14 protein-coding genes are annotated in these 13,228 nt (G+C 58.5%); 6 read left to right on the plus strand and 8 right to left on the minus strand.

Going from position 1 to position 13,228, the window contains the following annotated elements:
• Window positions 1-5: 5 nt before the first annotated feature.
• Together G5306_RS08850 and G5306_RS08855 are read right to left on the minus strand one after the other, a co-directional pair.
• Window positions 6-905, minus strand: coding sequence for a chemotaxis protein (locus tag G5306_RS08850; RefSeq protein WP_227342036.1), 900 nt, complete (start codon window positions 903-905; stop codon window positions 6-8).
• A 153-nt stretch (window positions 906-1,058) separates the two neighbouring features.
• On the minus strand, window positions 1,059-1,718 hold the full coding sequence (locus tag G5306_RS08855; protein WP_421172145.1) for a hypothetical protein: 660 nt from the start codon (window positions 1,716-1,718) through the stop codon (window positions 1,059-1,061).
• A gap of 39 nt (window positions 1,719-1,757) precedes the next feature.
• Between G5306_RS08855 and G5306_RS08860 the strand changes: the two genes are divergently transcribed.
• Both G5306_RS08860 and slyD read left to right on the plus strand, forming a co-directional pair.
• Window positions 1,758-1,961: a YheV family putative zinc ribbon protein gene (locus tag G5306_RS08860; RefSeq protein WP_005335287.1), complete on the plus strand. Its 204-nt coding sequence runs from the start codon at window positions 1,758-1,760 to the stop codon at window positions 1,959-1,961.
• 143 nt (window positions 1,962-2,104) lie between these two features.
• Entirely contained in the window at window positions 2,105-2,776 is a 672-nt protein-coding gene (gene slyD, locus G5306_RS08865) for a peptidylprolyl isomerase (protein ID WP_005348264.1), read from the plus strand.
• 100 nt (window positions 2,777-2,876) lie between these two features.
• On the opposite strand, the gene G5306_RS08870 is transcribed toward slyD, so the two are convergent.
• Window positions 2,877-3,092 carry a SlyX family protein gene (locus G5306_RS08870; RefSeq protein ID WP_005335285.1) on the minus strand — a complete coding sequence of 72 codons (216 nt, stop codon included), beginning with the start codon at window positions 3,090-3,092 and terminating at the stop codon, window positions 2,877-2,879.
• A 14-nt stretch (window positions 3,093-3,106) separates the two neighbouring features.
• Window positions 3,107-4,075, minus strand: coding sequence for a hypothetical protein (locus G5306_RS08875; RefSeq protein WP_421254239.1), 969 nt, complete (start codon window positions 4,073-4,075; stop codon window positions 3,107-3,109).
• A 118-nt stretch (window positions 4,076-4,193) separates the two neighbouring features.
• Here G5306_RS08875 and fkpA point away from each other — a divergent pair, with 118 nt between their 5' ends.
• Window positions 4,194-4,997 carry an FKBP-type peptidyl-prolyl cis-trans isomerase gene (gene fkpA, locus G5306_RS08880; RefSeq protein ID WP_005335283.1) on the plus strand — a complete coding sequence of 268 codons (804 nt, stop codon included), beginning with the start codon at window positions 4,194-4,196 and terminating at the stop codon, window positions 4,995-4,997.
• A 151-nt stretch (window positions 4,998-5,148) separates the two neighbouring features.
• Complete coding sequence (locus G5306_RS08885) at window positions 5,149-6,555, plus strand: sigma-54-dependent transcriptional regulator (RefSeq protein WP_421312750.1); 1,407 nt, start codon at window positions 5,149-5,151, stop codon at window positions 6,553-6,555.
• Window positions 6,556-6,609: 54 nt separating this feature from the next.
• Here the strand turns inward: G5306_RS08885 and G5306_RS08890 are convergent, their stop codons facing one another.
• The 3 genes from G5306_RS08890 to G5306_RS08900 form a co-directional block, all read right to left on the minus strand.
• Window positions 6,610-7,479: a hypothetical protein gene (locus tag G5306_RS08890; RefSeq protein ID WP_421312751.1), complete on the minus strand. Its 870-nt coding sequence runs from the start codon at window positions 7,477-7,479 to the stop codon at window positions 6,610-6,612.
• Window positions 7,480-7,592: 113 nt separating this feature from the next.
• Window positions 7,593-7,928, minus strand: a complete 336-nt coding sequence (locus G5306_RS08895) for a hypothetical protein (RefSeq protein ID WP_005358483.1) — start codon at window positions 7,926-7,928, stop codon at window positions 7,593-7,595.
• Between the two features lie 143 nt (window positions 7,929-8,071).
• Entirely contained in the window at window positions 8,072-8,416 is a 345-nt protein-coding gene (locus G5306_RS08900) for a DUF2956 domain-containing protein (protein WP_167556727.1), read from the minus strand.
• Window positions 8,417-8,683: 267 nt separating this feature from the next.
• Between G5306_RS08900 and ushA the strand changes: the two genes are divergently transcribed.
• Window positions 8,684-10,408 (plus strand): bifunctional UDP-sugar hydrolase/5'-nucleotidase UshA, encoded by a 1,725-nt coding sequence (gene ushA, locus G5306_RS08905; RefSeq protein ID WP_158114150.1) that lies wholly within the window; start codon window positions 8,684-8,686, stop codon window positions 10,406-10,408.
• A 195-nt stretch (window positions 10,409-10,603) separates the two neighbouring features.
• Here the strand turns inward: ushA and G5306_RS08910 are convergent, their stop codons facing one another.
• Window positions 10,604-11,464 (minus strand): Tim44 domain-containing protein, encoded by an 861-nt coding sequence (locus G5306_RS08910; protein WP_421250705.1) that lies wholly within the window; start codon window positions 11,462-11,464, stop codon window positions 10,604-10,606.
• A 363-nt stretch (window positions 11,465-11,827) separates the two neighbouring features.
• On the opposite strand from G5306_RS08910, the gene dnaB reads away from it, so the two are divergent.
• Window positions 11,828-13,222, plus strand: a complete 1,395-nt coding sequence (gene dnaB, locus G5306_RS08915; protein ID WP_026035132.1) for a replicative DNA helicase — start codon at window positions 11,828-11,830, stop codon at window positions 13,220-13,222.
• Window positions 13,223-13,228 lie beyond the last annotated feature (6 nt).

A 13,228-nucleotide genomic window follows, 5' to 3' on the forward strand; every position in this document is an offset into this window, starting at 1 on the left:
TTGGCTTATTTCAGCAGGCGATCGTGATGTTCGGCACCGCGCAACATGGCCTGGATCAGCTCGTTGGCCTCGAACTTGGTCAGCGCCTCATGGGCGCCCACCTGATGGGCCCGCTCCACACTGATCTCGCTGGAGAGGGAGGTGTGCAGGATGATGTAGGCCCCCGCCAGTTTGCTGTCGCTCTGTACCTCGAAGGCCAGCTCGTAGCCATCGAGCCCAGGCATCTCGATATCGCTCACCAGAATATCGATGGGGGTCTGCTGGCTGGCACGTTGTTGCATCAGGGTCAGTGCGTCCTTGCCATTGGTACAGACCTCATAAGGGATATTGATGTAATCGAGGGCTGCCATCAGCTGGCGACGGGCGACCGAGGAGTCATCAACCAGCAGGATCCGCATCGGCTTGATCCGCTCCCGCTGCACATCGGTCAGCACCGGATAGAGGTGGCTCGGATCGTCCGGATAGACCCGGGAGAGGATCAGCTCCACATCCAGCAGCTGGATCAGCTGGTCATTTACCCGGGTGACACCAGTCACAAACACATTGTGGCCGAGGGCGGCGGGAGGTGACTCGATATCGCGCCAGTTGCACTCGGTGATCTTGTCGATGCCTCGCACCAGAAAGCCCACCAGGGTGCGGCGGCAATCGGTGATGATGATAAAGCAGTGGGGCATCTCCTCCTTGCTGATGGGGCGATAACCCACCGCCATCGCCATGTCGATCACCGGAATGGTGGCGCCGCGCATATTGGCGGCCCCCAGCACGGTCGGATGCGAGTGCGGCATGGCGGTCAGCTGGGTGTAAGGGACTATCTCCTTTACCTTGAGGGTGCCTATGGCAAAGGATTGCTGGGCTGAAAGGTGAAACAGCAACATGCCCTGGGATTGATTGGCTTTGCTCGTCATGGCAGATGTCCTGTTGGTCGAAAGGTTGGCAGTCACTTCAGGCCTTTAGCATAAAGGATTACGGGGGGGATGGCCCTTCCTTGTTAACGACCATCTGGCAAAAAACTGGACTCGTTCAGCCAATTTAGTTGGCGCATTCATACCTGTGTCCGGTTATTGAGCTCCATCTTCGCCAACACCCCACAGCTGGCAGGTCGCTTGTAATGCGGCCTCATCGGCATAACCCAGCTTGCTGGCCACCTGCGCGGGTTTGCTGCCGCCCTTGAGCAATCTGAGCGCCTGCAGCAGTTGCCACTGTTGTTGCAATTCACTCCCTTCCACCGGCACATCGGCTTGTTGTGCCCACAGTTGCAGAGACTCCGGCTGGCCATTGGCCAGCGCTTGCCAACAGGCTTGCAGCTTACCGTAACCCTGCTGGCTGATGGCGCACTGTTGCAGCTCATCCAGGATCACCTGCAGTCGCTGACCGTAGGCCCCTTGCCACTCTTTTGGACGTTGCCACCGGGCAAGCGAGTCGAGCAGGGCATCGAGCAGAGGCGTGGCCTGCAGCCAGCCAGCCTGCTGCGGCTGAGCCACGCGCAAAGAGACGCTCAGCTGATCGTACTCGCAACCGCTGAGGGGGCTGAAGGCAGCGAGGGCATCGGCGCAGAGCCAGAAGCTGCTGCCTGCCGGCAGCAATAGCTCATGTTGGCCCAGTCTCAGCAGCGCGGCGCCCCGGGTGATCCGCAACAGCTGCCCGACCGGAGTTCGTTTGCGATTGCCGGCGTGCAGGCCCTGGCAGGAAAAATGGTGATATTCGATGGCGTGATGCATGTAAAAACCCTGATATGATGCTGCCTGGAGGTAACAAATATGGAAACCAGACGTAAAAAGCGCTTCATTGCCGGTGCAGTCTGCCCGGCGTGCGGCAAGTTGGACAACATGATGCTGTATCTGGAGCATGGAGTCGAGAAGGTGACCTGCGTCGCCTGTGGCGATACCCAGGTACAAACGCCTGCCGAGGTCGACAAGCAGACTCGCGAGGCGGAAGAGGTGATCGGGGTGTTTCGCCCCTGATAAGGGAACGGTGGGTGGAATGCGGGTCTCCTCGCTGACGCAGTTGCCGTTTTTTTCGTCACTCAGTGGCGCCGCACGGCATATGCGCGGCCCGCTTTTTAGGGTATTCTGAGCCCGTTTTTTTCTATCCGCAGGATCCTGACATGAAAGTAGCTCCTCTGAGCGTGGTTACGCTGGAATACACAGTCACCGACGAGCACGGTGAAGTCATCGACAGCACTGTCGGCAAAGAGCCGCTGGTCTATCTGCACGGCACCCGTTACCTGGTCTCTGGCCTGGAAGCCGAGCTGGAAGGTCGCGCGGTAGGTGAAGCCTTCGAAGTGACTCTGGCACCGAGCCAGGCCTACGGCGAATATGACGAGACACTGGTACAAGAAGTACCGGGCGAGCTGTTCGACGGCATGGAAGTCTCCGAAGGGGATACTTTTGTGGCTGAAACCGACGATGGCCACCGCCCGGTGACCGTGGTTGAAGTGTCCGAAGAGTTCGTCAAAGTGGATGGCAACCATCCGCTGGCTGGCGTAACCCTGGGCTTCAAGGTCGAGATCAAGGACGTGCGTGCCGCCACTGCCGAAGAGCTGGCCCACGGCCACGTTCACGGTGCCGGTGGTTGCGGTCACGATCACGGTCATGACCACGATCACGGCGGCTGCTGTGGCGGTCATGGTCACGACCATGATGAGGATCATGGCCAGGGCGGTTGCTGCGGCGGTGCTGGCCACGGTCACGATCATGGCCACGACCACGGTGATGACCATGGTCACGGCGGCTGCTGCGGTGGCGGCGGTTGTGGTGGCAAGGGCCATCACCACTGATCACGGCCACGCCGATGATAAAAAACCCGCGATTATCGCGGGTTTTTTATTGGCTGACAGCTGTGCCAAGCCATGTTGCCTGACCAGAGATAGTGCCGGATCAGTAGTGCGGCGGCGGGGTCTCTTCGGCCATGCTGGCAATCTGGCTGGGTTGTACGCTTTGCAGTTTGTCGATCAGCAGCTGGATCTGGTATTTGAGTCGATCGAGTTCACGGCCCTGGGTGGTTACCTCGTCGTTGAGCTGCTCTATGGTGTATTCCGCATAGGCGAGACGGGTTTCCAGGGTTTCGATGCGATCGTTAAGTTGCTGACTCATGGGCCTTCGGGTCCTTACTTGATTGTCCAGATTTCGGCCAGACCACTGGAGCTGGCACTGACAAGGTGGCTATTGTCGCGCAAAGCGACGCCGTAGACCACTGCGCTGGGCGGTTTCACCTTGGGTTGCGGCGAGACGCGCCAGCTCTGCAGCAGGGCACCATCGCTCACTTGCCACAGGGAGAGCTGACGGGAAGGGGCGCCGGTGATGAGCCACTTGCCATCGTTGGCAAAGCGGGCGCTGGTGTAGACCTCGAAGCGGTGATCATATTGCAGCTGACTCACCTCCTTGCCGGTTTTCAGGTCCCAGATGCTGGCCCGGCTGCTGTCGGCGGTGAAGGCGTAGCGGCCGCTCGGCTCCAGTCTGGCCATGATCACCCGGCCACCATGGTTGAAGCGCCAGATCACCTGCCCGCTACGGGTATCCCACAGATAAGCGCTGTAGTCGTTGCCACCGGTCAGGGCGTAGCGACCGTTGGCGGAGAGATCCACCGTATTGACCTGTTCGGTGTGCCCCAGAAACTGCAGGCGACGGCCGCTTCGGGTGTCGAGCCACTCGGCCTTGCCATCTTCCCGCCCGATCAGCACATAACGACCGTCGGCAGAGAGCGCGATGTCCCTCAGCCTGGATTCAGGAAGTGAGTAGTAGCCTTGTGATTGCCCGTCGCTCAGCCGCCAGGTTGCAAAGGTGCTGGGGGTGGCGGTGACGGCATGGCTGTTGCCTTCGGAAAAGCGGGTAATGAATACCAGGTCTTCCGCAGAGTCGGATTGCTTCCAGCGCCAGCGTTGACGGTTCTGTTCCAGATCCCAGACGATGATGCCCTGGCTGATGCTGGAGACGATGGCCTGCTTGCCATCACTGGAGAGATCTGCGGTCAGCAGACCCGTGCTGGCGAGGGTCATTTGCTGGTTGGGTTGGGAGCTCTGCTCGCAACCGGTGAGCATTAAACAGAGGCTCACCAGATAAATGGCACTTTTTATCATTTTTGCGGTCTCACGCTTTTGTTACCTGCGATCACGGCGTTAGTATAAGGCGCTTATCACGATAAACCTCTCATTTCACGATGGAACCGAGAGCGGTATTTGGAGTTTGGAGAAACTGATGAACAAATTTCTGAAGGTGTCCCTGTTGGCGGCGGCCGTTGCCGTCGGTCTGACTGCTTGCCAAAAAGACGAGAAGCCTGCTGCGGCCAATACCGCCGAAGTGAAGGCTGAAGCCAGCAAGCCGGCAGAGGCGACCAAGGCCGAAGCCAAGAGCTTTGAAGAGCAATCTGGCTACGCAATTGGCCTCTCCATGGGTCGTTACATCGCCAATACCCTGGAGCGTCAGCAGGAACTGGGCATCAAACTGGACAACGCCGTGATCCTGAAAGGGGTGACTGACGGTCTGGGCAAAGAAGCCAAGATGACTGATGAAGAGATCCAGAAGGTACTGCAGGATTACGACGCCAAGATCAACGAGCTGACCAAGGCCAAGGCCGAGAAAGACGCCGTTGAGAATCTGAAGAAGGGCGAAGAGTTCCTGGCTGCCAACGCCAAGAAAGAGGGTGTGAAGAGCACTGAATCCGGCCTGCAATACGTGGTCGAGAAGATGGGCACTGGCGCCAAGCCGAAATCTACCGATATCGTCAAGGTGCACTACACCGGTACCCTGACTGATGGCACCAAGTTCGACAGCTCCGTCGATCGCGGCGAGCCGGCTACCTTCCCGCTCAACCAGGTTATCCCGGGTTGGACCGAAGGCGTTCAGCTGATGCCGGTTGGCTCCAAGTTCAAGTTCTTCCTGCCGTCCAAGCTGGCCTATGGCGAGCACGGTGCAGGCTCCATCCCGGCGAATGCCGTACTGGTGTTTGACGTTGAGCTGCTGGCTATCGAGAAGCCGACTGCAGACGATGCCAAGAAGTAATCCCTTCTTGTAGTTAAAAACGGCTCCTTAAGGAGCCGTTTTTACTTGTGTATTCCCTGCAATCGCGGGATAACAGAGTTGTCTTGGCGTTGGGTTTGCGCGCGAAAATAAGGCAAAATAGATCGCAGAATCAAATACAAGGATGAGTCCAGTGGCTGAAAATAAATCGCGTGTCCTACTGGTGGAAGATACCCGTAGTCTGGCGGTGGTCTATGAACAGTACCTGCGCCAGGAGGGGTATGAGGTGGTGCTGGCCGATTGTGGTCAACAAGCGTTGGCGCAGTTGCTGGCAAGTCCTCCCCCCGTGGTGCTGCTGGATCTGGAGCTGCCGGATATGTCCGGTATGGATATTCTGCAAATGATCACCGAACAGCAATTGCCCAGCTCGGTGGTGGTGATCACCGCCCACGGCTCGGTGGATGTGGCGGTGGAGGCGATGCGCCTCGGTGCCTTCGATTTTCTGACCAAGCCGTTTGACAGCAAGCGGCTCTGCGCCACCGTCCGCAATGCCTTGAAACACCAGCAGTTGAGCTCGCTGGTTGCCCACTATCGGGAGAACTTCGAGCGCTGCTCCTTCTTCGGTTTTATCGGTGCCTCCATGGCGATGCAGGCGGTCTATCGCATCATCGAGAGCGCGGCGCCCAGCAAGGCGACCGTCTTTATCACTGGCGAGAGCGGCACCGGCAAAGAGGTGTGTGCCGAGGCGATTCACCAGTGCAGTCCCCGCAGCGAGCAGCCTTTTATTGCCCTCAACTGCGCCGCCATTCCCCACGATTTGATGGAGAGCGAGATCTTCGGTCATGTGAAGGGCTCTTTTACTGGCGCCCAGGGGGATCGCAAGGGGGCAGCCAGTCTGGCTGATGGCGGTACCCTGTTTCTCGACGAGATCTGCGAGATGGACCTGGATCTGCAGAGTAAGTTGCTGCGCTTTATTCAGACCGGCACAGTGCAGCGAGTCGGCAGTGGCAAGCTCGAGACGGTGGATGTCCGCTTTATCTGCGCCACCAACCGGGATCCGCTGGTCGAGGTAAAAGCGGGCCGTTTTCGCGAGGATCTCTACTATCGGCTCCACGTCATTCCCCTCACCCTGCCGCCGCTGCGGGAGCGGGGCGAGGATATCCTGCTGCTTGCGCGTACCCTGCTGCAGAGCTACGCCAAGGAGGAGAACAAACGCTTCAAGGATTTCGATGTCGAGGCGGCGCGAGTGCTGCTCGACTACCCTTGGCCTGGCAACGTACGCGAGCTGCAAAACGTGGTGCGCAATATCGTGGTGCTCAACGACAAGGAGCTGGTGAGCCCGGATATTCTGCCGCCACCGCTCAATGGGGTTCGCCCCCAACTGCCGGCTGCGATTGCGGCAGCGGTGGCATCTGCTCCGGCCGCCACCGGAGTGGCCAACGGGCCTATCCGCCCGCTCTGGCTGGTGGAAAAAGAGGTGATCGAACAGGCCATCGCCAGCTGTGACGGCAACATTCCCAAGGCGGCGGCCCTGCTCGAGATCAGCCCCTCTACCATTTACCGTAAAAAGCAGGGGTGGGAGGAGTCCAATCGGGCCTGAACCATCTTGCCAGCAGAAAGGGCGGCTAGCGTGCCGCCCTTGCTATTTTGGGGATCAGAGTTTGGCGAGGCGCTTGAGGCGGGCCAGTCGCTCCCTCTCGTTGGCGCTGAACCAGCGGTCCTGTGACAGCAGAAACCAGGCGCGGGAGAAGTATTCCGCGGCCAGCGGATCGTCCAGCACCAAGGCATTCTCCCCCAGCTCCTCGAACAGATAACCATCCTCAGGTTCGCCAGCCTCGGCCATATCGGCCTTGAGCTGGTGCAGCTCTGCCAGCGCCTGCTGGTGCTGACCCTGGGCCCGAGTCAGGCGAGCCAGACTCCAGCGGGCGATAAACACCTTGGCCGGCTGGTTATGTTGCAGATGCCAGGCCAGGCACTTCTGTTGCTGGATTTTCGCCTCCTCGAAGCGGCCCAGTTCGAACAGGGTCCAGCCCTGATTGTTGTAAAGGGGGGCCAGCCAGCCGCGCACCTTCTCGTCACTGCTGCGTTCCGCCAGCTCCATCGCCAGTTGATGCCAGCGGCTCTGCTCTTCCAGCGGTGCGGCGATAGCGATCATGTGGGCGGCGTCGATAGCAAGATAGGTCTCCTTCTCCTTGAGCCCCCATTGCCAGGCTTGTTCAAACAGCGGTTTGGCACTGGCTTTGTCGCCCGCCGAGTTAAAGGTGCGGCCTCGCTCCAGCAGGGCCCGGATCCGTGCTCTGGGGGTTTGATCGGTGAGGCGAGGCTCTATCTCGTCGAGTTGCTGGTGGGCTTCGGCAAACTGGCGCTGCAGCGAATGGGTACGGGCAATTTGGGTCAGCAACTCCAGTTCGAGTTGCAGGTCGGCGGCGGCGCGCGCTTCGGGAAGAAGGGTATGAAAACGCAGGGCGCTGGCGGCGGGATCCTGATAATCCCACAGCGCCATGAAATCGGGCGGATTGTCCATCTGGCCTCCTTGCTGGTTATCCTGTCACCAAGATGCCTGCTGGCCATTATTTGTACAAGGGGCGCCCGTCACAGAGCGCCCCTTGAGTCATGTTAACGGCTGTGGCCAGTTGGTCAGTAGACCATGGCCAGGCTCATCAGCATCAGACCGAGGGCGGCAAAGGCCCCCTCCTTGATGGCGAGCCGTGGCACCAGCGCCTTGGGCAGGGCCGGAAACAGGCTCAGGGCAAAGCCAAGGCCCGGCATCAACCAGTGGAATGCCGGATCGCGCAGGGCGGGATCGGCGGCTCCATTGATGATGATCAGCAAAATAAACAGGGTGAAGGCCGGCAGGATAAACCAGCGTACCCCACCGGCGGCGACCGCCCGCAGCGGCGAAATGCGATAGAGCAGCATGGTCACAAGAAACAGAACAAAAGGGGCCAGCAGATAGAGCGGAGCGGGGTTCATAACATCTTTCCTGAAAACTGATCGTCAAAAAACCGGTTGTCCGGTGCAAGAGGCGCGGGATTTAACCACTCTTCGCAGGTAATCACCAGCAGCCCGGGCCCGGGCTGTGAAGAGGATCCCGGATAAAGGTTTGCTAGCACGTCTTAGTGCAACCAGAACCAGGCTGCTGCAAATCCCAGCCAGCTCAGCACCAGCAAGATCCAGGGAAGGGGATGCTGATGGCTTACTTCAACCAGTTCAAGCTGATCGTCTTGCTCTTCGGTTTGTGGCGCGTCCTGTGGTTGCCTGGCTTTGGCCTGCATTTTTTTCTGGCGGCTCGCTTCGCGGGCCCGCGCCTTCATCTGCTTCTTGTATTCGTCGATGCCTTTCTGGATCCCTTGCGCAATAAGCTGGGTCTGTTCCTTGGTCTGCCCCGGCTTCTGGTTGGCACGGGCAATTTTCATCGCCTCCTGCTGGGTCTCGGGGGAAATCTTGTCGTACTTGGCCATCAACTCTCTCCTCGGGCATGGTTGGCTGGGGAGTATGCCATAAAGGGGCGTATACGTGGCGCCACCTTGATAACAAGGCGTTGCAAGTGAGTGACATCTCAACGAAAAACTCTAGAAATCAATAAGAAGCTCTATGTTGGGGTGAAGATCACAATTAACGGAATTTGTGAGTCATCGATGAAAAACGGTCATCTGTTGTTTGTTATATTGGCGCCCGACCGGCTGGATAAGGTCATTAAATAACAAAACAATCAAGGTGATATGGATATGAATAATAACTTCATCAAAGGCGGCGTGGCACTGGCCGTGCTTGCTGCACTGACTGGCTGTAATACCTCGAGCAATGACACCGTTGCACCCTGCACCGAAAATGTCTGCAAACTGACCATCCTGCACACCAACGATACCCACGGCCGTTTCTGGCACAACGCCGAAAATGAGTATGGTATGGCTGCCCAGAAGACTCTGGTCGAGCAACTGCGTAGCGAGGCCAAGGCTGCTGGCAGCGAGGTGTTGGTGCTCTCCGGTGGTGATGTGAATACCGGGGTGCCGGAGTCCGATCTGCAGGATGCCGAGCCTGACTTCGTCGGCATGAACAGCATTCGCTACGATGCGATGGCGGTGGGCAACCATGAATTCGACAACCCCCTCAGCGTGCTGGAAAAGCAGCGCAAGTGGGCTCAGTTCCCCATGCTCTCGGCCAACATCTATGACAAGGCCAGCGGTAAACACTACTTTGACCCCTACAAGGTGTTCAAGCTGGAGAGCGGCCTCAAGGTCGCCGTGCTGGGGCTGACTACCGAGGATACCGCCCAGCTGGTGGATCCCAACAACGTGCAGACCCTGGAGTTCCGCGATCCGACCAGCGAGGCGGCCAAGCTGGGCAAACAGATCCGTGACAACAAGGAGGCCAATCTGGTCTTTGCCATCACCCACATGGGCCACTATGCCGATGGTCAGCACGGTAGCAACGCGCCGGGCGATGTAGAGATGGCTCGTGCGCTGCCGGCAGGGACTCTGGATGCCATCATTGGTGGTCACTCCCAGAATCCGGTCTGTATGGAACCGGGCACCACCAACAAGTACGCCAATTTCAAACCGGGTGATAACTGCCAGCCAGATCAGCAAAACGGTACCTGGATCATGCAGGCTCACGAGTGGGGCAAGTATGTGGGCCGCGCCCAGTTTGACTACCAGAATGGCAAGCTGACCCTGACCAGCTATGACCTGATCCCGGTCAACCTGATCAAGCGCAATGCCAAGGGCGAGGCGATCGATGCCAACGGTGCCGTGACCAAGGACCCGGCCAACATGGTGTTGATCCAGGATGAGATCACCAAGGACCCCGAGCTGTATAACACCCTGCTGGGTTATCAGGAGAAAGGTCAGCAAGAGCTGAATGTCGTCATTGGCTCGGCAGATGGCTTGCTGGTTGGTGATCGCAACTCGGTTCGCAACAAACAGACCAACCTGGGTCGTCTCATCACCACGGCGACCAGCAGCAAGCTGGGGGTCGACTTTGGTATCGTCAATTCAGGTGGTGTGCGTGACAGCATCCCGGCCGGTGATATCACCTACCGCAGCGTGCTGCTGGTGCACCCGTTTGGCAACACGGTCAACAAGGCGGCCATGAAGGGGAGTGATCTGGCGACCTATCTGGGCCAGGTGGCAACCAAGACCCGCAATACCGGTGGTTATGCCCAGTTTGGCGGTATCAACATGGCGGTGGATTGCCAAGCCAAGAGCGTCAATATCACCAGTATCGGTGGCAAGGCGTTTGATCCGGCAGCAACCTACAGCTTCGCGATCCCGAGCTTCAGCGCCTCCGGTGGTGACGGCTATCCGAAGATCGATACCATCAATGCCGGGTTGGTCGATGCTGCCGTGCTGAAAGAGTTCATCGAAATCAAGAAGACCATCAACGTGGCCGATTATCAGCCAGGCAATGAGGTGAGCTATCTGAACTCAACGTCTACCGAAGGGTGTAACTGATTCGTCAGCGGGGCGCATAGCCCCAGATGTGATCCGAAAGGGCAGCCGGTGGCTGCCCTTTGTCGTTGTTTGGGTGGCGGTTACAACTCTTCAATCATCAATGACGATAGCCACCGCCTGTATGAGGTCAGGTGAGGGGATGAAATGAAAAGAGGCAGCCCGTGGGCCGCCTCTTGCGTAGTGACAATCTAAACCTTACAGCTGTTCGATACCGACGATATGCCAGGGGGCATTGTTCTTGGCCAGATCGCGCTCGAGGTGCCACACCTCTTTAATGTCTTCCTCGACCTGCTCCTGACGGTCCATGTAGCGGCCGCTGAAGCGCACGCTTACCTGAGCCCAGTCGCTGCCGTAGTCGGCGCGTACCAGCTGGGTATCGACGTACATCACTTCCGTATGCTGGTCGCCAGTCAGTTCGGTGCGCTCGGCTTTGAGCTGTTCAAACAGCTCGGGGCTGACGTACTCGCGCACCTTTTCCAGATCGTTCTTGTTCCACGCCTCTTGCAGGGTGCGATAGTGATCGCGGGCACCGGCCAGGAAGCTGTTCATGTCAAAGCCTGGCGGCAGGCGGAACGGCACATCGCTGTCGGCAAAGCCGGTGGCTTGCGGTGCGCTGTTGCTCTGCTCAAACTGCTGCGGGGCCGTGGATTGCGGTGGCTGATAGCCCGCATAGGCCGCCTGTTGTGGCTGTGGCGTCGCGACCTTGCCCTTGCGCAGGGTACGGATCAGGAAGACGGCACCCAGCGCCAGCAGGGCGATCAGCAGGAAGTCCATTCCTTGCAGACCTTCAAAGGCACCGCTGCCCAGCAGGTAGGCAAACAGGCCGCCAGCCAGCAGGCCGCCCAGCAGGCCACCCATCATGCCGCTCTTTTTCGGCGGCGTCTGGGCATTCAGTGTCGGATTCTTGTTGTCGACCGGTTTGGCCGCAGGCTGGGCCGGCGCAGTTTTGTAACTTTTACCAAAGGATTTGCCGCCGCCAAATTTCTTGGCTTCGGCGTGAGGTGCCCCCAGGCCAATGGCCAGGATCACGGCAAACAGGGTCAGCATCTTTTTCATTTTGACTCTTTTCACTCTCGTCTGTGGGTGGGGCATGCTCCGCTTTGGCAAGCTCAGCAAGGCGCATGGCAGGCTGCCTGTCCCTAATTGTGTCGCAGCTTGTATTCATCAATATCACCTCTGGCATGAATTATTCATGAACGAGGTAGCCGCGATGCGGCGTCAAACAAGAGGAGTAAACCGGATGAAAAGCAGAAGATTGAGTCGCAAGGAGCGCAAAATGCGAAGCAAAATCAAAATGGTCAAGGTAGAGCAGACTCTGGTTTGGCCCTTTATGATGGTATGAGCCGCCAGATAGGGCTCGCCGTAGTTGGCTTTCTTTTGTAAAATTCCCGTCCCCTTCCCGCTGCGGTTTTTATGTGCATGGCAGAGCAAGTGACGGCGAAAAAAGACGCCAAGACACAACAGCTGAAAGTTCCTCCCCACTCTTTTGAGGCCGAACAGTCCGTACTGGGCGGCCTGATGCTGGATAATGATGCCTGGGATCGGGTTGCCGAACGGGTGATCGATCAGGATTTCTACAGCCGTCCGCACCGGTTGATCTTCCAGGCCATGACCCGCCTCTCCAACGCGGGCAACCCCATTGACCTCATCACCCTGCAGGAGGAGCTGGAACGCTCCGAACAGTTGGAAGAGGCGGGTGGCTTCGCCTATCTGGTGGAGATCGCCAAGAACACCCCGAGTGCCGCCAACATCAACGCCTACGCCGAAATCGTGCGCGAGCGGGCGGTGGTGCGGGAGATGATCTCGGTCGCCAACGAGATAGTCGAAGCGGGCTATGAGCCACAGGGCCGCACCTCCGGCGATCTGCTCGACCTGGCCGAGAGCAAGGTATTCAAAATTGCCGAGCAGCGCACCAGCGCCAACGAGGGGCCTCAGCCCCTGAAGCTGATCCTCGAGCAGACTGTCGACAAGATTGAAGAGCTGTTCAAGACCCCGCACAACGGGGTGACCGGGGTATCGAGCGGTTACAACGATCTCGACAAGATGACCGCCGGTTTGCAGCGTTCGGACTTGATCATCGTGGCGGCCCGTCCCTCCATGGGCAAGACCACCTTTGCCATGAATCTGTGCGAGCATGCGGCCCTCACTGCCGACAAGCCGGTGCTTATCTTCTCGCTGGAGATGCCCTCCGAGCAGATCATCATGCGTATGCTCGCCTCGGTCGGTCGCATCGATCAGACCAAGGTACGTACCGGTCAGCTCGATGACGAGGATTGGGCGCGCCTCTCCTCCACCATGGGATTGCTGCTGGAGAAGGGCAAGATGTATATCGATGACGCCTCCGGCCTCACTCCGACCGATGTGCGCTCCCGTGCCCGTCGGGTGGCACGCGAGCACGGTGGCCTATCCATGATCATGGTGGACTACCTGCAGTTGATGCGGGTGCCGGCGCTCTCTGACAACCGTACCCTGGAGATCGGCGAGATCTCCCGCTCCCTCAAGGCGCTGGCGAAAGAGCTGCAGTGCCCTGTGGTGGCGCTCTCCCAGCTCAACCGAAGCCTGGAACAGCGGGCCGACAAGCGCCCGGTCAACTCGGACCTTCGTGAATCGGGCTCCATCGAGCAGGATGCGGATTTGATCATGTTTATCTATCGTGATGAGGTTTATCACGATGACAGCCCGGACAAGGGGATTGCCGAGATCATTATCGGCAAGCAGCGTAACGGCCCCATCGGCCGGGTGCGCCTCACCTTCCAGGGTCAGTTCTCCCGGTTCGACAACTACGCCGGTCCGGCGTTTGACGACGATTATTGATAAGTA

It is taken from the genome of Aeromonas sp. 603404, assembly GCF_049171775.1.
Lineage (GTDB): Bacteria > Pseudomonadota > Gammaproteobacteria > Enterobacterales > Aeromonadaceae > Aeromonas > Aeromonas veronii_A.

Excerpts from the sequence above, each read along its gene's own strand:
- G5306_RS08900 (WP_167556727.1), bottom strand. The coding sequence starts at position 8,416 with ATGGCCAAGTACGACAAGATTTCCCCCGAGACCCAGCAGGAGGCGATG.
- G5306_RS08895 (WP_005358483.1), bottom strand. The coding sequence starts at position 7,928 with ATGAACCCCGCTCCGCTCTATCTGCTGGCCCCTTTTGTTCTGTTTCTT.
- fkpA (WP_005335283.1), top strand. The coding sequence starts at position 4,194 with ATGAACAAATTTCTGAAGGTGTCCCTGTTGGCGGCGGCCGTTGCCGTC.
- G5306_RS08850 (WP_227342036.1), bottom strand. The coding sequence starts at position 905 with ATGACGAGCAAAGCCAATCAATCCCAGGGCATGTTGCTGTTTCACCTT.
- G5306_RS08890 (WP_421312751.1), bottom strand. The coding sequence starts at position 7,479 with ATGGACAATCCGCCCGATTTCATGGCGCTGTGGGATTATCAGGATCCC.
- G5306_RS08875 (WP_421254239.1), bottom strand. The coding sequence starts at position 4,075 with ATGATAAAAAGTGCCATTTATCTGGTGAGCCTCTGTTTAATGCTCACC.
- G5306_RS08860 (WP_005335287.1), top strand. The coding sequence starts at position 1,758 with ATGGAAACCAGACGTAAAAAGCGCTTCATTGCCGGTGCAGTCTGCCCG.
- G5306_RS08910 (WP_421250705.1), bottom strand. The coding sequence starts at position 11,464 with ATGAAAAAGATGCTGACCCTGTTTGCCGTGATCCTGGCCATTGGCCTG.
- slyD (WP_005348264.1), top strand. The coding sequence starts at position 2,105 with ATGAAAGTAGCTCCTCTGAGCGTGGTTACGCTGGAATACACAGTCACC.
- G5306_RS08855 (WP_421172145.1), bottom strand. The coding sequence starts at position 1,718 with ATGCATCACGCCATCGAATATCACCATTTTTCCTGCCAGGGCCTGCAC.
- ushA (WP_158114150.1), top strand. The coding sequence starts at position 8,684 with ATGAATAATAACTTCATCAAAGGCGGCGTGGCACTGGCCGTGCTTGCT.
- G5306_RS08870 (WP_005335285.1), bottom strand. The coding sequence starts at position 3,092 with ATGAGTCAGCAACTTAACGATCGCATCGAAACCCTGGAAACCCGTCTC.
- dnaB (WP_026035132.1), top strand. The coding sequence starts at position 11,828 with ATGGCAGAGCAAGTGACGGCGAAAAAAGACGCCAAGACACAACAGCTG.